Origin of the sequence: Pseudomonas sp. FP2196 (assembly GCF_030687715.1) — a bacterium.
In the GTDB taxonomy this organism is placed as follows: Bacteria; Pseudomonadota; Gammaproteobacteria; order Pseudomonadales; family Pseudomonadaceae; genus Aquipseudomonas.
Window position 1 is genome coordinate 5,821,571 of the sequence record NZ_CP117445.1, and the last position, 18,498, is coordinate 5,840,068.

Below are 18,498 nucleotides of genomic sequence, written 5' to 3' on the forward strand. Positions count from 1 at the left end.
AGCTCCTACAGCTGAAATGCGGTCCCCTGTAGGAGCTGCGGCACGCTGCGATCTTTTGATCTGCTGAACGAAAACGCCCCGATCATCGCTGATCGGGGCGTTTTTTTAGTGCCGAAATACCTGTTATGCGGCAATCGACAACTTGAGCTTGTTCATCGCGCTCTTTTCGAGCTGACGGATACGCTCGGCCGACACGTTGTACTTCTGCGCCAGGTCGTGCAGCGTGGCTTTTTCTTCTGCCAGCCAGCGCTGGTAAAGGATGTCGCGGCTGCGTTCGTCCAGCACTTCCAGCGCTTCGTGCAGGTTTTGGTTGGAGTTGTCGCTCCAGTCGGCATCTTCCAGTTGACGCGCCGGGTCGTACCGGTGGTCTTCCAGATAGTTGGCCGGCGATTGGAATGCGCTGTCGTCGTCCGCTTCCGCGGCCGGGTCGAAGGCCATGTCATGGCCGGTCAGGCGACTTTCCATCTCGCGCACTTCCCGCGGCTCGACGCCGAGGCTTTCCGCCACACGGTGGACTTCCTCATTGTTCAGCCACGCCAGACGTTTCTTCTGGCTGCGCAGGTTGAAGAACAGCTTGCGCTGGGCCTTGGTGGTCGCGACTTTCACAATGCGCCAGTTGCGCAGGATGAACTCGTGAATTTCCGCCTTGATCCAGTGCACAGCGAACGACACCAGACGCACACCCATTTCAGGGTTGAAACGTTTTACAGCCTTCATCAGGCCGACGTTACCTTCCTGGATCAGGTCAGCCTGAGCCAGACCGTAGCCGGAATAGCTACGGGCAATGTGTACGACAAAACGCAGGTGGGCGAGCACCATCTGCCGAGCCGCCCCCAAATCCTGCTCATAGTAGAGACTCTCGGCCAGTTCACGCTCCTGCTCCGGCGTCAGCAATGGAATGCTGTTGACGGTGTGCACATAGGCTTCCAGGTTCGCGCCCGGAACCAACGCGTACGCAGGTTGCAAAGAATTGGTCATATGAAAAAACCTCCGACTTACATACTCGTGCCTTTCAGCACTGCGAAAAATTGACCGGGAACTCAAGTGCAAGTTCCCAAAAAAACCGCAAGGCCAATCACGCGCAAAAAAGATTCTACTTCGGCGCCAGCTCCCTGAGATGACGTGCGACTGCAATCCATGCACCGATATAACCCAACAGCACCGCGCCAAGCAAGAGCGACAGACCGTCGGCAACTGGCACTCCGGCCAGTGCGAAATCACTGCCGTACAAGCCGGCCAGTCCAACCACCGCATCGTTCAACCAGTTCAGGCCGAACGCCAATACACCCCAGGACAGCAGTCCCGCACCGAAGCCATACAACGCGCCCATATAAAGGAAAGGACGACGTACATAGCTGTCGGTGCCGCCGACGAGTTTAATCACTTCTATCTCGGTGCGGCGGTTTTCAATATGAAGACGAATGGTATTGCCTATCACCAAAAGTAATGCAGAAACCAACAACACCGTCAGACCGAAGACAAAACGATCGCCGAGCTTGAGGATGGCGGCCAGACGCTCGACCCAGACTAGATCAAGTTGTGCCTGTTGTACCTTGGGCAGCTCGGAAAGTTTTTGTCTTAATGCTTCCAGGGTCGGCTTGTCGACCTCATTCGGAGTCACCAGCACCACACCCGGCAACGGGTTGTCCGGCAGCTCGCGCAGGGCTTCACCCAACCCGGACTGCTGCTGGAACTCTTCCAGCGCCTGATCGCGGCCGACATATTCAGCATCAGCTACGCCAGGCATACCTTTGATCTGCTCGCGCAACGATTCGCCCTGTTCCGGGCTGGCGTCGAGTTGCAGGTACAGCGAAATCTGCGCCGCCCGCTGCCACGAGCCGCCGAGACGCTCGACGTTGTTGAGCAACAGCGACAACCCCATCGGCAGGCTCAACGCCACGGCCATCACCATGCAGGTGAAGAAGCTGCCGATCGGCTGTTTGCCGAGACGACGCAGGCTGTCGAGCAGACTGGCACGATGGCTTTCGATCCAGGCGCGGAACAGCGTGGCGAAGTCCGGGCCGTCATCATCGTCGTGCTTTTTCTTCTTTTGCGGCTGCGGATCGGCGGCCTTGGGGGCCACGCGTTCGGAAACCTTCGGACTGCGTGTCGCACTCATTCTCCGGCCTCCCCGTCGCCGATCAATCGGCCGCGTTGCAAGGTCAGCATGCGGTGACGCATGCGCGCGATCAGTGCCAGGTCGTGACTGGCGATCAGCACGCTGGTGCCCAAACGGTTGATGTCTTCGAACACGCCCATGATCTCGGCCGCCAGGCGCGGGTCGAGGTTACCGGTCGGTTCGTCCGCCAGCAGCAAGGCCGGGCGATGGACGATGGCGCGGGCGATGCCGACGCGCTGTTGCTGACCGGTGGACAGGTCGCCGGGGTACAGATCGGTTTTATCCGACAGCGCCACGCGCTCAAGCGCCGAGTCGACACGCTTGGCGATCTCGGCCTTGGACAGCCCGAGAATCTGTAACGGCAACGCGACGTTGTTGAACACCGTGCGATCGAACAGCAACTGGTGATTCTGGAACACCACGCCGATCTGCCGACGCAGGAACGGAATCTGTGCATTGCTGATGGTGCTCAGGTCTTGCCCGGCCAGCAGCAATTTGCCGCTGGTTGGACGCTCCATCGCCAGCAACAGGCGCAACAGCGTTGATTTGCCGGCGCCGGAATGGCCGGTGACAAACAAGAACTCGCCACGACGGACTCGAAAGCTCAGCTCATGCAAGCCGACGTGACCGTTCGGGTAGCGCTTACCGACCTGTTCGAAACGAATCATGAACGCTCCCGCTCGGCAAACAGTGCCTGGACAAAGGGTTCGGCCTCAAAGGTGCGCAAGTCGTCGATGCCTTCACCGACGCCGATGTAGCGGATCGGCAAACCGAACTGCTTGGCCAGGGCGAAAATCACCCCGCCCTTGGCGGTGCCGTCGAGTTTGGTCAGCGCCAGGCCGGTCAGTTCGACGGTCTGGTTGAATTGCTTGGCCTGGTTGATGGCGTTCTGGCCGGTGCCGGCATCGAGCACCAGCAACACTTCGTGCGGCGCGTCGGCGTCGAGCTTGCCAATCACCCGACGAACCTTTTTCAACTCTTCCATCAGGTTGTCTTTGGTGTGCAGACGACCGGCGGTGTCGGCGATCAACACGTCAATACCACGGGCCTTGGCGGCCTGCACGGCGTCGAAAATCACCGAAGCCGAATCGGCGCCGGTGTGCTGGGCAATGACCGGGATCTTGTTGCGCTCGCCCCAGACCTGCAATTGCTCGACAGCGGCGGCGCGGAAGGTGTCGCCGGCGGCGAGCATGACTTTCTTGCCTTCCAGTTGCAGCTTCTTCGCCAGTTTGCCAATGGTGGTGGTCTTGCCGGCGCCATTGACGCCGACCACCAGAATCACGAACGGCTTGTTCTGCGAAACGATTTTCAGCGGCTGCTCGACCGGTTTGAGCATCGTTGCCAGCTCGGCCTGCAGGGATTTGTACAGCGCGTCGGCGTCGGCCAGTTCCTTGCGAGCGACCTTCTGGGTCAGGCGCTGGATGATCTGCGTGGTGGCTTCGACGCCAACGTCAGCGGTCAGCAGACGGGTTTCGAGGTCGTCGAGCAAGTCGTCGTCGATGGTTTTGCGACCGAGGAACAGGCTGGCCATGCCCTCGCCAATGCTCGCACTGGTCTTCGACAGACCTTGCTTGAGACGGGCGAAGAAGCCGGCTTTGGTTTCTTCGGTGCGCGGGGCTTCGACAGGCGTCTCGACTGGCACTTCGACCGGCACGACCGGCGCAACGAAGACGGGTGCTGGTGCTGGCTCAGGTTGTTGAGCGACCGGCGCAACGAAAACCGGAGCAACCGGCGCAGGCTCGACAACCGGTTCAACCACCGGCGCCGGTGCGACATCGGCAACAAACGCGGCAGGCGCAGGAATCGGCGGCGTTACGTGAGGTGCGGCCTCTTCCACCAGCGCCACCGGCTCTTCGGCCACGGGCAAGGTCAGCCACGGCTCTGCAACCGGGGTCAGTGGCAACTCGGCAACCACTTCCGGCTCAGGCTCGGCCGCCGGTTGCAGCACCGGCTCGGCACTCGGCAGAACGATCGGTGCCGGCTCTTCTTCTATTACAGGAGCAGGCGCAGGGGCCGGTTCAGGAATCGCGGGCGGCTGTTCGACGACGGGTTCCTGCGGTTTTTTACGCAGCCATCCGAACAGGCTTTTCTTCTCGCCAGCCGCAGCTGGGGTCTTCTTGTCGTCGTTGGAACCAAACATGGAGGACGGCTATCTCACGGTAGCGACGCGCCATAAGGGCGCCCCGGCAAATAAATATTCGATGCAGAACAGACTGTGTTTCACCCAGCTTGTTCACGCGCAACATTTTGTCGAGGCGCCAAGGACGCCTCAAAGGTCGATTATTACGAAGGACTGGAACGGCATCGTCGGCGAAAACGCAGAGTTTAGCTGACAAACTCAAAGCTTCTGCCGGAAACCCATACAACCTATCGAGCGATCAAAGGCCTGATAGGCGTGGCCGCCAGTAAAACGGATCAGTATCCTAGCACCTCCTCGCCCGCCTAGGCTAAGACCAAGCGGGCAGCCCAACAGGTTAAAAAACGAATGAATGCTCTAGCCCGCCGCGCTGCAGGCCTGCTGCTCAGCACAGTCTGCCTGCCCCTTTCGGCCCTGGCGGCCGACCCGCAACCGACTCACGAATTCACCCTCGACAACGGCCTGAAGGTCGTCGTGCGCGAAGACCATCGCGCGCCGGTGGTGGTGTCGCAGATCTGGTACAAGGTCGGCTCCAGCTACGAAACCCCGGGCCAGACCGGTCTGTCCCACGCGCTTGAGCACATGATGTTCAAGGGCAGCGAGAAAGTCGGCCCCGGCGAAGCCTCGCTGATCCTGCGCGACCTCGGCGCCGAAGAGAACGCTTTCACCAGCGATGACTTCACCGCTTACTACCAAGTACTGGCCCGCGACCGTCTGGGCGTGGCCTTCGAACTGGAAGCCGACCGCATGGCCAATCTGCGCCTGCCGGCCGACGAGTTCGCCAGGGAAATCGAAGTCATCAAGGAAGAGCGCCGCCTGCGCACCGATGACAAGCCAATGTCCAAGGCCTACGAGCGCTACAAGGCAATGGCTTACCCGGCCAGCGGCTACCACACGCCGACCATCGGCTGGATGGCAGACCTCGACCGGATGAAGGTCGAAGAGCTGCGCCACTGGTATCAATCCTGGTATGTGCCGAACAACGCCACACTGGTGGTGGTTGGCGACGTCACGCCGGATGAAGTGAAAACCCTTGCCCAGCGCTACTTCGGGCCAATCGCCAAACGCGACGTGCCACCGGCAAAACAACCGCTGGAACTGGCCGAACCCGGCGAGCGGCAAATCACCCTGCATGTGCAGACACAACTGCCTAGCCTGATGCTCGGCTTCAACGTACCAAGCATCGCCACCGCCGAAGACAAGCGTTCGGTCAACGCCCTGCGCCTGATTTCGGCGTTGCTCGACGGCGGTTACAGCGGTCGCATCCCGACCCAACTGGAACGCGGCGAAGAGCTGGTGTCCGGGGGTTCGTCGAGCTACGACGCCTACACCCGTGGCGACAGTCTGTTTACCCTGTCGGCGACGCCGAACACCCAGAAGAAAAAGACCATGGCGCAAGCCGAGGCCGGTCTCTGGAAGCTGCTGGAACAACTGAAAACCACCGCACCGTCCGCCGAAGAGTTGGAACGCGTGCGGGCTCAAGTGATTGCCGGTCTGGTCTACGAGCGTGATTCGATCACCAGCCAAGCCACTGCCATCGGCCAACTGGAGACGGTCGGTCTGTCGTGGAAGCTGATGGACACCGAACTCGCCGATCTGGAAAGCGTAACCCCGCAAGACATCCAGAACGCCGCCAAGCTGTATTTCACCCGCGAACGTCTGAGCGTCGCCCACGCCCTGCCACTGGAGACGACTCATGAGTGAGCGCAAAACCCCACGCCTGTTGCTCGGCCTGATCGCCGTAACAGTCATCGGTTCCGCCGCATTTTATCTGGCTCCCGGCGCGAGAACCGACGCCAGCGAAGCGCTGGACAGCGCCAAGTCCAGCCAGAAACTGCAATCGCTGGCCGAACTCGACGGCAAGGCTCCGGCCAGCCGCAAGCTTGACGTGCAGACCTGGAACACCGCCGAAGGCGCCAAGGTGCTGTTCGTCGAGGCCCACGAGTTGCCAATGTTCGACATGCGCCTGATTTTCGCTGCCGGCAGCAGTCAGGACGGCAATGCGCCGGGGCTGGCAGTGCTGACCAACGCGATGCTCAACGAAGGCGTTGCGGGCAAGGACGTCGGCGCCATCGCGCAGGGTTTCGAAGGTCTTGGTGCAGATTTCGGCAACGGTGCCTTCAAGGACATGGCGCTGGCTTCGCTGCGCAGCCTGAGTGCCACCGAACAACGTGAACCCGCGCTGAAACTGTTCTCGGAAGTGGTCGGCAAACCGACCTTCCCGAACGACTCATTCGCGCGCATCAAGAATCAGATGCTCGCCGGTTTCGAATACCAGAAACAGAACCCCGGCAAACTCGCCAGCCTGGAGCTGATGAAACGCTTGTACGGCGATCACCCCTACGCGCACTCGAGCGATGGCAGTGCGCAAAGTGTGCCGAAAATCACCGTGGCACAGCTGCGTGAATTCCACGCCAAGGCCTACGCGGCAGGCAACGCGGTCATCGCGCTGGTCGGCGACTTGTCTCGCGCTGACGCCGAGGCGATAGCCAATCAGGTTTCCGCCGCCCTGCCGAAAGGCCCGGCACTGGCGAAGATCGCTCAGCCCCAGGAACCGAAAGCCAGCGTTGGCCACATCGAGTTTCCGTCCAAGCAGACCAACCTGATGCTCGCGCAACTGGGCATCGACCGCGAGGACCCGGACTACGCCGCACTGTCGATGGGTAACCAGATCCTCGGCGGCGGCGGTTTCGGTACGCGCCTGATGAGCGAAGTGCGCGAGAAACGCGGCCTGGCCTACGGCGTGTACTCCGGCTTCAGCCCGATGCAGGCTCGTGGCCCGTTCATGATCAACCTGCAAACCCGCGCGGAAATGAGCGAGGGCACCCTGAAACTGGTGCAGGACGTTCTCGCCGATTACCTGAAAACCGGCCCGACCCAGAAAGAACTCGACGACGCCAAACGCGAATTGGCCGGCAGCTTCCCGCTGTCCACCGCGAGCAACGCCGACATCGTCGGCCAACTCGGCGCCATGGGCTTCTACAATCTGCCATTGAGTTATCTGGATGACTTCATGCGTCAGTCCCAGAGCCTGACCGTGGAACAAGTCCGCGACGCCCTGAACAAACACTTGAGCACGGACAAAATGGTCATCGTCACCGCTGGCCCGACCGTGCCGCAAAAGCCGTTACCGGCCCCATCTGACAAACCTGCCGAGCAACCGCTCGGGGTTCCGGAGCATTAATGGCTACTCGAGCACCGAAAAAACCTGCGCACAACGTGCATAACGGCGTGAATCAGTTACGCATCATTGGTGGCGAATGGCGCAGCCGCAAGCTGAGCTTCCCCGACGCGCCGGGCCTGCGCCCGACGCCGGATCGCGTGCGTGAAACGTTGTTCAACTGGCTCGCACCGTACGTGGCCGGCGCCAAGGTCCTTGACCCGTTCGCCGGCAGCGGCGCGCTGTTTCTCGAGGCGTTGTCCCGTGGCGCGGCCATGGGGCAGGCGCTGGACGCCAGCAATATCGCGGTTTCCAGCCTTAAAGAGCACCTCGGCACGCTGCGCTGCACCAACGGTCAGGTGCAGACTGCCGACGCCCTGCGCTACCTGGAAACCCAGGCCGCTACGCCGTTCGATCTGGTCTTCCTCGACCCGCCGTTCAACCAGAACCTGCTGCCTGCAGTGTGCACGTTGCTCGAAGAGCGTCAGTGGCTGGCCGACGACGCCTGGGTGTATACCGAAAGCGAAACGGCACCCTCGACCCTCGGCCTGCCGGCCAACTGGCGCCTGCACCGTGAACAGAAATCCGGACGCGTGTATTACGCGCTTTGGCAGCGCAGCGCTTGATCCCACGCTTCATGGCCGGTCACTGCATCAGCCATAAATAGATACCGCACATCGCTCCTCGCATCTCGCCAAAGTGGTTAACGCAATCTGCGTTAACCACTTTGGACGATTCATGTATGGATACGTTATGCAGCAGGATGCTGCTCATTCTTTGCCTGGCGCCATTGATATCCCTGGCCGCCCCCGCACCACCCACTCACCAGTTCACCCTGGACAATGGTCTGAACGTGCTTGTGCGCGAAGACCATCGTGCACCGCTGGTGACCTCACAACTCTGGTTCAAGGTGGGCTCTGCCGACGAGGCGCCAGGCCAGAGCGGACTCTCTCACGCACTCGAACACATGCTCTACAAAGGCAGCAGCAAAACCTGCGCCGGCGAGGCCTCGGCCATTTTGCAAACACTCGGTGCCCGGGAAAACGCCTTCACCAGCAAAGATGCCACGACCTATTACCAAATCCTGGCCCCCAGGTATCTGGGCGTGGCATTCGAGTTGATGGCCGATCTGATGTCGACCGCACACTTGCGCACCTCGGACTTGACCCCGGAAATGGCGGTGATACGCGAAGAACGGCGCTTGCGCACCGACGATGCTCCCCATGATCTGGCACTGGAGCGTCTGACCGGTGTGGCGCATTTGGCCAATAGCTATCGCACACCGATTCTTGGCTGGATGCATGACCTGCACCGTTTGAATGCCGACGATCTGCGCCACTGGTATGCGACCCGCTACGCCCCTGGCAACGCCACGCTAGTGGTTGTCGGTGCTGTGACGCTCGATCAGGTCGAACGGTTGGCGCAGCGCCACTTTGGCCCCTTGCCGGCGCGCCCTGTTCCTCGTCTGCTACGGCCCACCGAGCTGGCACAGCCAGGTGAACGCAAACTGACGCTGTCTCTGGCCGTCCCGACCCCCCAACTGATCATGGCGTTTAACGTGCCGGGGCTTGCCACCGCTGAAAATCGGCGATCTGTACACGCCCTGCGCCTGATCGACGCATTACTGGGAGGGACCCACAGTGCACGCCTGAAAAAACGCCTGGAATTCACCGAACAGTTGTTCAGCGACGTCAGTACCTTTTATGACGCGCTCACACGCGGCGACAGTCTTCTGCTCATGACGGCCGAACTCGCCAGCGCCCACGCTGACGACCTGGACGCGGCCGAGGCACGGGTCTGGCAAATGATTGAAGAACTGCATGCCCACCCGCCGACAGCCGAAGAGTTGGAGCGCGCACGCACTCAATTGATTGCCCGACAGATCTATACACAAGACTCCATCGTTGAGCAGGCCCGCGAGTTGGCCACATTGGCGAGTATCGACCTGCCTTGGCAGTTGATGGACAAGGACTCAGACGAGCTTGCACAGGTGACACCGGCTGACATCCAGCAGGCTGCGTCAACGTTCTTGACGCGCGAACGCCTGACGGTTGCGCATGTATTGGCGGAGGCGGCTCATGAATAATGGCCTTCGGAAGGCAAGGGGCGTTTTGCTCGGACTGGGAATCGTAGCAAGCCTGACGGGCGTTCAAACGCTGGCAGATACCGTGACGGTCGCGCCGGCAAATTACCCCGCGCCACGTCTGCAATCGCTCCTGGGGCCGGTTCCTGTCGCCGGCACCGCGCGAGCACTGTCGATCAAAGGCTGGAAAACCCTGACCAGCACCAAAGTGTTGTTCATCCGCACCACAGAGCTGCCGATGTTCGATCTGCATGTCAGCTTCGCCGCAGGCAGCGCACGAGATGGCGCCACGCCGGGCCTCGCCGCCGCCACGTTCAGCATGCTCAATGAAGGCATACCGGGCAAAGACTTGCCCGCCATCGTCGAAATCTTTGACGGCCTGGGCGCGCAACTCGACATGAACATCGATCATGACCGCGCCACATTGGCCTTGCGCAGCTTGAGCGATGAACAGAAAAGTGCCCCGGCGTTGCAGCTGTTTTCGCAGATCCTCGGCGCACCAACACTGACCGAGGATGCGCTGAAGAGGGTGAAAATCGAGCTGCGCGACAGCCTCACTTCCGCTGCGCAGGATGCAGGTAATTCGCCAGAGCATCTGGTCAAGACACTGCTCGCCCCGGACGGTCCCTACTCGCTGCCGTTCTATGGCACGGTTCAAGGGTTGCAGGCGCTGACCAGGACGCAGGTAAAAGATTTCCACCAGCGTTTCTACAGCGCCAGTCAGGCGCAAATCACCCTGGTCGGTGACCTGACACTGGCGCAGGCAAAGGCGCTCAGTCTGCAAATCAGCAACGCCTTACCGGTCATGCCGGCAGGCACCGCGGTCGTGCCAATGCCCGCGCACAACCCCGTTGGCCCCGAACGGACCCTGCACGAGGAACAGCCACTGGCCCAGATCAACCTGATACTCGCCCAGACCAGCGTGTCGCAAAACCATGCGGACTATGCCGCGCTGTACGCCGCCAACCTGATTTTTGGCGGTTCGACCAACAGCCGACTGATGAGCGAACTACGGGAAAAGCGCGGGCTGGTGTACGACGTCCATGCAGAAAACACCTCCTGGGCCACGGCGGGTTTGCTGACCATTTCCCTGCAGGTCAATCCGGCATTCAGCCAGGCTACGCTGGCGTTGACCCGGTCGCTGTTCAGTGACTACCTGCGCGACGGGCCGACACAACAGGAGCTCGATCAGGTCAAGCTTCAAGTCGCCAACAGGAGTGCACTTAACAGCTCCAGCAACCGGCAGATTCTCAAGCAACTGGTGACAATCAATCGCCATGATCTGCCACTCGACCTCGACTACACCGTGCAACAAGTGCAACGCCTGACACTCAAACAAATCCATGAGGCGCTGAATCGGCATTTGGCCGCCGACCGCTGGCGCGTGGTGACAGTCGGGGCCACCGTCGAGCAGCAGGCGCTACCCGCCCCCGCGCCGGCACCGCCCGGCACGTCATCCCAGAGCATGTGTCGCGCCGAAGCAGGCTTTGTGGCAAGTTAGGTTCTTTCACTCAAAAGCGGCAGATGCCTGACGCACCTGCCGCTTTGCGCAAGACCTGTCGAGATTTGCCGTGCAGTCACTGAACCCTGTTCCCAGCCCCCGCTTTGCACCGGCCTTCGGCCTGGGTAACCCACACCTGCAAACCTTGTGGGGGCCGCTGTGGCGCAAAACCGTTCACCTTGATCGTCAGCGAGAACGTCTGTGGCTTGATGATGGCGATTTCCTCGACCTCGACTGGCATGGCCCGCACAGCGCCGAGACTCCGCTGGTGTTGGTGCTGCATGGACTGACCGGTTCTTCTAACTCACCTTACGTTGCCGGCATCCAGGGCGCGCTCGCCGCGCAAGGCTGGGCCAGCGTGGCATTGAACTGGCGCGGCTGCTCGGGCGAACCGAACCTGCTGCCGCGCAGTTATCACTCCGGCGCCAGCGAAGACCTTGCCGAAGCCATCCGCCACCTGCGTACGAAGCGTCCGTTGGCACCGCTGTATGCGGTCGGCTACTCCCTTGGCGGCAATGTGTTGCTCAAGCATCTGGGCGAGACCGGGAGTGCCAGCGGCGTGCGCGGTGCGGTGGCAGTGTCGGTGCCGTTTCGCCTCGACCAGTGCGCGGATCGGATTGGTCAGGGATTTTCCAGGGTCTATCAAGCGCACTTCATGCGCGAGATGGTCGCTTACATCAAGAACAAGCAACGCCAGTTTCAGCACGACGGGCGCGATGATGGTGTAGCCGCACTCGCAGCGCTCGGCTCGCTGGAAAATATGCGCACCTTCTGGGATTTCGATGGCCGGGTCACTGCGCCACTGCACGGCTTTACCGATGCCGAGGATTACTATCGTCGCGCTTCGAGCCGGTATTTTCTCGGTGAGATCCGCACGCCGACCCTGATCATTCAAGCGGCGGACGATCCTTTCGTGTTTCCGCACAGCCTGCCCCTGGCCAGCGAGCTGTCAGACCTCACCGAATTCGAATTGCAGGCTCGCGGCGGCCATGTAGGCTTCGTCGATGGCTCGTTGCGCCAGCCGGGTTATTACCTGGAACGGCGCATCCCACAGTGGCTGGCAGGCCTGACGACGTGAACAATCAGGAAGAGACTCTTGTGGGAGCGAGCGAGCTCCCACAAGGAGGTGTTTATTCGCCGGTGGCAATACCGCGCGACGGCTCGTTGATCCACTCACTCCACGACCCGGCGTACAACGAACCCAACGGATAGCCCGCCAGGCACAGCGCAAACAGGTTGTGACACGCCGTCACGCCAGAGCCGCAATACGCGACCAGTTCCGACGGCGAACGCTGCCCCAGTTTCGCGGCAAAGCGCTGCTTTAGCTGATCGGCCGGCAAGAATTGCCCTTCACTGCCGAGGTTGTCGGTAAACGCCGCACATTGAGCGCCAGGTATGTGCCCGGCAATCGGGTCAATCGGTTCCACTTCACCTTTGAAACGCGGCAAGGCCCGGGCGTCGATCAGGGTCAGTTCGGGCTGGCCGAGACGTTGCTGCAATTGTCCGGCGCTGAGCAACAGGCTCATGTCTGGCTGGCCGCTGAAATGGCCACGGGTGACGGTCGGCGCATCCAGGCTCAGCGGCAGACCCGCTGCATGCCACGCCTTGAGTCCGCCATCGAGAATGAACACACCGTCGCGCTTGCCCAGCCACGCCAGCAGCCACCATGCTCGGGCCGCATAGGCTCCGGGGCCGTCGTCGTACAAGACCACGTCGCTGTTGGCATTGATGCCCCAGGCTTGCAGACGCTCGATCAGCTCTGCCGGCTCAGGCAACGGATGACGCCCGGTCACGCCCTTGACCACTTTGCCACTGAGGTCACGCTCAAGATCGGCAAAACTCGCCCCGGCAATGTGCCCTTCGGCATAGCTGCGCTGACCGTAGTCCGGGTCTTCGAGGGCAAAACGACAATCCAGAATCACCAGCCCGGGCTGCTCCTTGCGGGCATCCAGTGCGTTGGGGCTGATCAGTTGCGCAATCGGCATAACGGGCTCCTGTGGGATTTCAACGGAACGGTTTACTTCACATCTTCGAGGGCCTGGGCCAGTGGCACATAGAACTCCTCGAACAGCGCATTGACCTGCTCGCGCGCCTGCTCGGTGACAAATCCGGCTTCCAGCACCAGCACCTGATACACGCCACGTTTAATGGCTTGTTCACTGAGGTGATTGGAGTTTTCCCGGGTGGTGCACAGAAAGCGTACCCAGGACGTCAGGATGATCCAGGCATTGAGGGTCAGCGATTCGATCTGCACGCGATCCATGTCGAGGATCCCGGCCGCCACGAAACCTTCGTAGATCGCCGCGCCCTGGATCATACAACGCTGGGAAAAGCGCCGATAACGTGCGGCCAGTTCCGGATCGCTATCGAGCAGATGCTCGAGATCGCGGTGCAGGAAGCGGTAGCGCCACATCGCCGAGAGCAGCTCCTTGAGGTAGAAGCGCTTGTCTTCAACGGTCGCGGCGCGTCCCTGCGGCGGGCGCAGGAAACTGTCGACAAGGCTTTCGTACTCACTGAACAAGACGGCGATGATCGCCTGCTTGTTGGGGAAGTGGTAGTACAGGTTGCCTGGAGAAATCTCCATATGGGCAGCAATGTGATTGGTACTGATGCTGCGCTCGCCCTGCTGATTGAACAGCTCGAGGCTGTTCAGCACGATACGCTCGCTGGTTTTTATTCGTGGGGCCATGGCTTGGGCTTTAATTCAGAGTGCGTTGACGAGCATCTTACGACCTAACCGGAAATGGATAAAACACTGCTGTGCATGGATGTTGATTGACTTTCTAGAGCATAGACTCTAGAAAGTTCCTCACTACAATAAATACTGAGCCGCCCATGACTGCCGACATTGCCTACCTGCAGACGCTGCAATTGCCCCTGGAAGCGCTTGATCGGCAGTTCGCGGCGCAACGCGCTGCGTATGCCGCCAACCCGATGCCACCCGCCGCCCAGCGCCAGCAATGGCTCAAGGCACTGCGCGATTTGCTGAGCAACCAGCGTCAGGCTTTGATCGAGGCAATCAGCGCCGACTTCAGCCATCGCAGCGCCGACGAAACCCTGCTCGCTGAACTGATGCCAAGCCTGCACGGCATTCATTACGCCAGCCGTCATCTCAAGGGCTGGATGAAAGCTTCGCGGCGCAAGGTCGGCATGGCATTCCAGCCGGCTTCAGCGAAAGTGGTTTATCAGCCATTGGGGGTGGTCGGCGTCATCGTCCCGTGGAACTATCCGCTTTATCTGGCCATCGGCCCGCTGGTCGGCGCTTTGGCGGCGGGCAATCGGGTGATGCTCAAACTCAGCGAATCGACCCCGGCCACCGGCCTGTTGCTCAAGGAGTTGCTGGCGCGAATCTTCCCCGAAGATCTGGTTTGTGTGGTGCTCGGCGAAGCCGATATCGGCGTGGCGTTTTCCCGTTTGCGCTTCGATCATCTGTTATTCACCGGCGCCACCAGCATCGGCAAACACGTCATGCGCGCAGCGGCGGAAAACCTGACCCCGGTCACTCTTGAGCTGGGCGGTAAGTCCCCGGCCATCGTCTCCCGCGACGTGCCGTTGAAGGACGCCGCCGAACGCATCGCCTTCGGCAAAACCCTCAACGCCGGGCAGACCTGCGTCGCTCCCGATTACGTATTGGTCCCGGAAGACCGCATCGGTGGTTTCGTCGAAGCCTATCGCCAAGCCGTACAGGGTTTCTATCCGACCCTCACCGACAACCCCGACTACACCGCAATCATCAACGAACGCCAGTTGGCGCGGCTCAACGGCTACGTCAGCGATGCCACCAGCAAAGGTGCGCTGCTGATTCCGCTGTTCGATCAGGGTCAGGGCCGGCGCATGCCGCACAGCATGCTGCTGAATGTCAGCGACGACATGACCGTGATGCAGGACGAAATCTTCGGCCCGCTGCTGCCGATCGTGCCATACCAGGATCTGGAGCAGGCATTTGCTTACATCAATCAGCGCCCACGACCTCTGGCTCTTTACTACTTTGGCTACGACAAACACGAACAGAACCGCGTGCTGCAAGCAACCCATTCCGGCGGCGTGTGCCTGAACGACACCCTGCTGCATGTCGCGCAGGACGATATGCCGTTTGGCGGCATCGGTGCGTCGGGCATGGGTCATTACCACGGTCACGAAGGCTTCCTGACATTCAGCAAAGCCAAGGGCGTGCTGGTTAAACAGCGCTTCAACGCGGCCAGACTGATTTACCCGCCGTACGGAAAATCGATTCAGAAACTGATCCAGAAGCTGTTCATCCGCTAAATATTCGTCATCGCCGGGTAATAAAAACAATGCACCCAAGCCTGACCGATACACCTGAACTGTCACGTCGTGGTCTGCTGAAACTCAGCCTCGGCGCCACGGCTTTCCTCGCCACCGCCGGTCTCGGTGCCAGCCTCAGCGGCTGTTCGTCGAGCGTCGCGGCCAATGGTTTCGTGACTTTGCGCGACGGCGATTTGCTGTTTCTGCGCGCGCTGATTCCGGTGATGCTTGATGGCGCCGTGGTCGCCGAGAAGATGCCCGGCGCGGTGGCTGGCACCCTCGATTCGCTGGATTACAGCCTCGATCACCTGTCGCCGGAAATGCTCAAACTCACCCGACAACTGTTCGACGTGCTGGGCATGGCCGTGACCCGTGGCCCGCTCACCGGGATCTGGGGCAGTTGGGAAAACGCCAGTCCCGAAGCGATGCGTCACTTCCTCGACCGTTGGCAAAACAGTTCGTTGAACCTGCTGCGCATGGGCCATAGCTCCCTGCAGCAAATGGTGATGATGGCCTGGTACACCCGCAAGGATTCCTGGGCGCACTGCGGCTATCCCGGCCCGCCTGCGGTCTGAAACCGAACCGCACCTATCGCGAGAACTACAAAAACAAGAGAACCTGATCGATGCCCGTACCCGACCCCTTCCGCGAAGGCCTCGCCCGAGGCTGGAAAACCTACAACGGCGCTCAACTCAGCGACGACCTGACCCTCGAAGCCGACGTCGCCATCATCGGCAGCGGCGCCGGCGGCGGCACTACGGCAGAAATCCTCAGCGCTGCGGGCTATAAAGTGCTGCTGGTCGAAGAAGGCCCGCTGAAAACCAGCTCCGACTTCAAAATGCTCGAAGACCAGGCCTACAGCAGCCTCTATCAGGAAGGCATCGGCCGCATGAGCAAGGATGGCGCGATCACTATCCTGCAAGGCCGCGCCGTCGGCGGCACCACGCTGATCAACTGGACCTCGAGTTTCCGCACGCCGCTACCGACCCTGGAACACTGGGCCACAGAGCACAACGTCAAAGGCCACAGCCCCGAAGATATGGCCCCGTGGTTCGAAAAAATGGAGCAGCGCCTCGGCGTTGCACCATGGATGGTTCCGCCCAACGCCAACAACGACGTAATCCGCAAAGGCTGCGAGCAACTCGGGTATAGCTGGCACGTGATCCCGCGCAACGTGCGCGGCTGCTGGAACCTCGGCTACTGCGGCATGGGCTGCCCGACCAACGCCAAACAATCGATGATGGTCACGACCATTCCGGCGACGCTGGAAAAGGGTGGCGAGTTGCTCTATCTGGCCCGGGCGGAAAAGCTGCAGATCAGCGGCGATAAAATCACCGGCCTGCAATGCGTGGCCATGGACGAGCGCTGCGTCGAACCGACCGGCCGCACAATCATCGTCAAGGCGCGGCATTACGTTCTGGCCGGCGGCGGCATCAACAGCCCGGCATTATTGCTGCGTTCGGATGCGCCGGATCCGCATAAGACCCTCGGCAAACGCACGTTTCTGCATCTGGTGAACATGTCCGCCGGACGCTTCGATGAGGTGATCAACCCTTTCTACGGCGCGCCACAGTCGATCTACACGGACTATTTCCAGTGGAAGGACGGGGCGACCGGGTCGATGGGCTACAAGCTGGAAGTGCCACCGCTGCACCCGGCGCTGGCGGCGACTTTACTCGGTGGTTTTGGCCAGCAGAACGCCGAGCACATGGCCGATCTGCCGCACACCCACGCGATGCTGGCGTTGTTACGCGACGGCTTTCACCCCGACAGCCAGGGCGGCAGCGTCGAATTGCGCGGCGACGGCTCGCCGGTGCTCGATTACCAGGTTTCGCCTTACGCTTGGGAAGGCCTGCGCCGCGCCTTCCACAGCATGGCCGAGATCCAGTTCGCCGGCGGCGCCAAAGCGGTGATGCCGATGCATGCCGACGCCCGCTACGTGAAAACCCTGGCCGAGGCGCGCGCGCTGATCGACGGCTTGAGCCTTGAGCGGTATCGCACACGACTGGGCAGCGCCCACGTCATGGGCGGCTGCGCGATGGGTGAAGAGCCCAAGAGCGCCGTTACCGACAGCCTTGGCCGCCATCATCAACTGAGCAATCTGTCGATTCACGACGGCTCGCTGTTCCCCACCAGCATCGGCGCCAACCCGCAGTTGTCGGTGTATGGTCTCACCGCACAATTGGCGACGTCCCTCGCTGATCGGCTGAAAAACCCATGAAAAAGCGGATTATTCCTATCGTCTATAGTGCTTTCTTACCCAAAAGGCGACTTGGCCGACCGGGACGGCTGCGATACCATCCGACTCCCCAACGGACTCCCGCCAGGACGACGCGATGAACCGAGTGTTGTACCCAGGTACCTTCGACCCTATTACCAAGGGCCATGGCGATCTGGTCGAACGCGCCTCGCGCCTGTTCGATCACGTGATTATTGCGGTCGCCGCCAGCCCGAAGAAAAATCCGCTGTTCCCGCTGGAACAACGGGTTGAACTGGCTCGCGAGGTCACCAAACACCTGCCGAACGTGGAAGTGGTCGGTTTCTCGACGCTGCTGGCGCATTTCGCCAAAGAGCAGAACGCCAATGTGTTCCTGCGTGGTTTGCGGGCGGTGTCGGACTTCGAATACGAATTCCAGTTGGCCAACATGAACCGCCAGTTGGCCCCGGATGTGGAGAGTCTGTTTCTCACCCCTTCCGAGCGTTATTCGTTCATTTCGTCGACGTTGGTCCGCGAAATCGCCGCACTGGGCGGCGATATCAGCAAGTTCGTCCACCCGGCCGTGGCCGACGCGTTGACCCAGCGCTTCAAGAAGTAACGACCGTTCAAACGGCGCCCGCGTGCACTGCGGGCGTCAATGCGGCACAATTGCGCGCATTGATTTATAGCGCCCGGGCCTGCCGCCCCGGCTGGAGTTAGCATGTCCCTGATCATCACCGACGATTGCATCAACTGCGACGTCTGCGAACCCGAGTGCCCGAACGCCGCCATCTCCCAGGGCGAAGAGATCTATGTGATCGACCCGAACCTGTGCACCCAATGCGTTGGCCACTACGACGAACCGCAGTGCCAGCAGGTTTGCCCAGTGGATTGCATTCCGCTCGACGAAGCGCATCCAGAGACTGAAGAACAGTTGATGGAGAAGTACCGCAAGATTACCGGCAAGGCCTGAGTCCTTCAGCGCCTGCACAGCCCCTATCGCGGGCAAGCCCGCTCTCACAGGATTCTGTGGTG

The 18,498-nt window shown here is 60.8% G+C and carries 17 protein-coding genes; 11 read left to right on the forward strand and 6 right to left on the reverse strand.

Annotated elements, in window-relative coordinates; translation table 11 throughout:
• Positions 1-123 precede the first annotated feature (123 nt).
• The 4 genes from rpoH to ftsY form a co-directional block, all read right to left on the reverse strand.
• A complete protein-coding gene (gene rpoH / locus PSH79_RS26175) occupies positions 124-978 on the reverse strand; it encodes an RNA polymerase sigma factor RpoH (RefSeq protein WP_305440322.1) in 855 nt (284 codons plus the stop codon).
• A 115-nt stretch (positions 979-1,093) separates the two neighbouring features.
• The gene (gene ftsX, locus PSH79_RS26180) at positions 1,094-2,119 is read right to left on the reverse strand and encodes a permease-like cell division protein FtsX (RefSeq protein WP_305440323.1); all 1,026 of its coding nucleotides are present in this window, start codon (positions 2,117-2,119) and stop codon (positions 1,094-1,096) included.
• Positions 2,116-2,787, reverse strand: coding sequence for a cell division ATP-binding protein FtsE (ftsE, locus tag PSH79_RS26185; protein ID WP_008065082.1), 672 nt, complete (start codon positions 2,785-2,787; stop codon positions 2,116-2,118). The genes ftsX and ftsE overlap by 4 nt, the downstream gene beginning before the upstream one ends.
• Positions 2,784-4,259, reverse strand: coding sequence for a signal recognition particle-docking protein FtsY (gene ftsY, locus PSH79_RS26190; RefSeq protein ID WP_305440324.1), 1,476 nt, complete (start codon positions 4,257-4,259; stop codon positions 2,784-2,786). Before ftsY ends, ftsE begins: the two co-directional genes overlap by 4 nt.
• A 345-nt stretch (positions 4,260-4,604) precedes the next feature.
• Here ftsY and PSH79_RS26195 point away from each other — a divergent pair, with 345 nt between their 5' ends.
• From PSH79_RS26195 to PSH79_RS26220, 6 genes are all read left to right on the forward strand, one after another.
• The gene (locus PSH79_RS26195; protein WP_305440325.1) at positions 4,605-5,960 is read left to right on the forward strand and encodes a pitrilysin family protein; all 1,356 of its coding nucleotides are present in this window, start codon (positions 4,605-4,607) and stop codon (positions 5,958-5,960) included.
• On the forward strand, positions 5,953-7,440 hold the full coding sequence (locus PSH79_RS26200; RefSeq protein ID WP_305440326.1) for a pitrilysin family protein: 1,488 nt from the start codon (positions 5,953-5,955) through the stop codon (positions 7,438-7,440). The genes PSH79_RS26195 and PSH79_RS26200 overlap by 8 nt, the downstream gene beginning before the upstream one ends.
• Positions 7,440-8,042 carry a 16S rRNA (guanine(966)-N(2))-methyltransferase RsmD gene (gene rsmD, locus PSH79_RS26205; RefSeq protein WP_305440327.1) on the forward strand — a complete coding sequence of 201 codons (603 nt, stop codon included), beginning with the start codon at positions 7,440-7,442 and terminating at the stop codon, positions 8,040-8,042. Before PSH79_RS26200 ends, rsmD begins: the two co-directional genes overlap by 1 nt.
• Positions 8,043-8,179: 137 nt before the next feature.
• Positions 8,180-9,502 carry a pitrilysin family protein gene (locus PSH79_RS26210; protein ID WP_305440328.1) on the forward strand — a complete coding sequence of 441 codons (1,323 nt, stop codon included), beginning with the start codon at positions 8,180-8,182 and terminating at the stop codon, positions 9,500-9,502.
• Entirely contained in the window at positions 9,495-11,000 is a 1,506-nt protein-coding gene (locus tag PSH79_RS26215) for a pitrilysin family protein (RefSeq protein WP_305440329.1), read from the forward strand. The genes PSH79_RS26210 and PSH79_RS26215 overlap by 8 nt, the downstream gene beginning before the upstream one ends.
• Before the next feature lie 79 nt (positions 11,001-11,079).
• Positions 11,080-12,078 (forward strand): hydrolase, encoded by a 999-nt coding sequence (locus PSH79_RS26220; RefSeq protein ID WP_305444088.1) that lies wholly within the window; start codon positions 11,080-11,082, stop codon positions 12,076-12,078.
• Positions 12,079-12,130: 52 nt separating this feature from the next.
• Here the strand turns inward: PSH79_RS26220 and PSH79_RS26225 are convergent, their stop codons facing one another.
• Both PSH79_RS26225 and PSH79_RS26230 read right to left on the reverse strand, forming a co-directional pair.
• Complete coding sequence (locus tag PSH79_RS26225) at positions 12,131-12,985, reverse strand: sulfurtransferase (RefSeq protein ID WP_305440330.1); 855 nt, start codon at positions 12,983-12,985, stop codon at positions 12,131-12,133.
• 32 nt (positions 12,986-13,017) lie between these two features.
• Entirely contained in the window at positions 13,018-13,689 is a 672-nt protein-coding gene (locus PSH79_RS26230; RefSeq protein ID WP_305440331.1) for a TetR/AcrR family transcriptional regulator, read from the reverse strand.
• Positions 13,690-13,835: 146 nt separating this feature from the next.
• Here PSH79_RS26230 and PSH79_RS26235 point away from each other — a divergent pair, with 146 nt between their 5' ends.
• The 5 genes from PSH79_RS26235 (at position 13,836) to PSH79_RS26255 (ending at position 18,436) form a co-directional block, all read left to right on the forward strand.
• Positions 13,836-15,266: a coniferyl aldehyde dehydrogenase gene (locus tag PSH79_RS26235; protein ID WP_305440332.1), complete on the forward strand. Its 1,431-nt coding sequence runs from the start codon at positions 13,836-13,838 to the stop codon at positions 15,264-15,266.
• 29 nt (positions 15,267-15,295) lie between these two features.
• Positions 15,296-15,841 carry a twin-arginine translocation pathway signal protein gene (locus PSH79_RS26240; RefSeq protein ID WP_305440333.1) on the forward strand — a complete coding sequence of 182 codons (546 nt, stop codon included), beginning with the start codon at positions 15,296-15,298 and terminating at the stop codon, positions 15,839-15,841.
• A gap of 50 nt (positions 15,842-15,891) precedes the next feature.
• On the forward strand, positions 15,892-17,487 hold the full coding sequence (locus PSH79_RS26245) for a GMC family oxidoreductase (RefSeq protein WP_305440334.1): 1,596 nt from the start codon (positions 15,892-15,894) through the stop codon (positions 17,485-17,487).
• A 115-nt stretch (positions 17,488-17,602) separates the two neighbouring features.
• Positions 17,603-18,082 carry a pantetheine-phosphate adenylyltransferase gene (gene coaD / locus PSH79_RS26250; RefSeq protein ID WP_202698266.1) on the forward strand — a complete coding sequence of 160 codons (480 nt, stop codon included), beginning with the start codon at positions 17,603-17,605 and terminating at the stop codon, positions 18,080-18,082.
• 102 nt (positions 18,083-18,184) lie between these two features.
• Positions 18,185-18,436, forward strand: coding sequence for a YfhL family 4Fe-4S dicluster ferredoxin (locus PSH79_RS26255; RefSeq protein ID WP_003195146.1), 252 nt, complete (start codon positions 18,185-18,187; stop codon positions 18,434-18,436).
• Positions 18,437-18,498 lie beyond the last annotated feature (62 nt).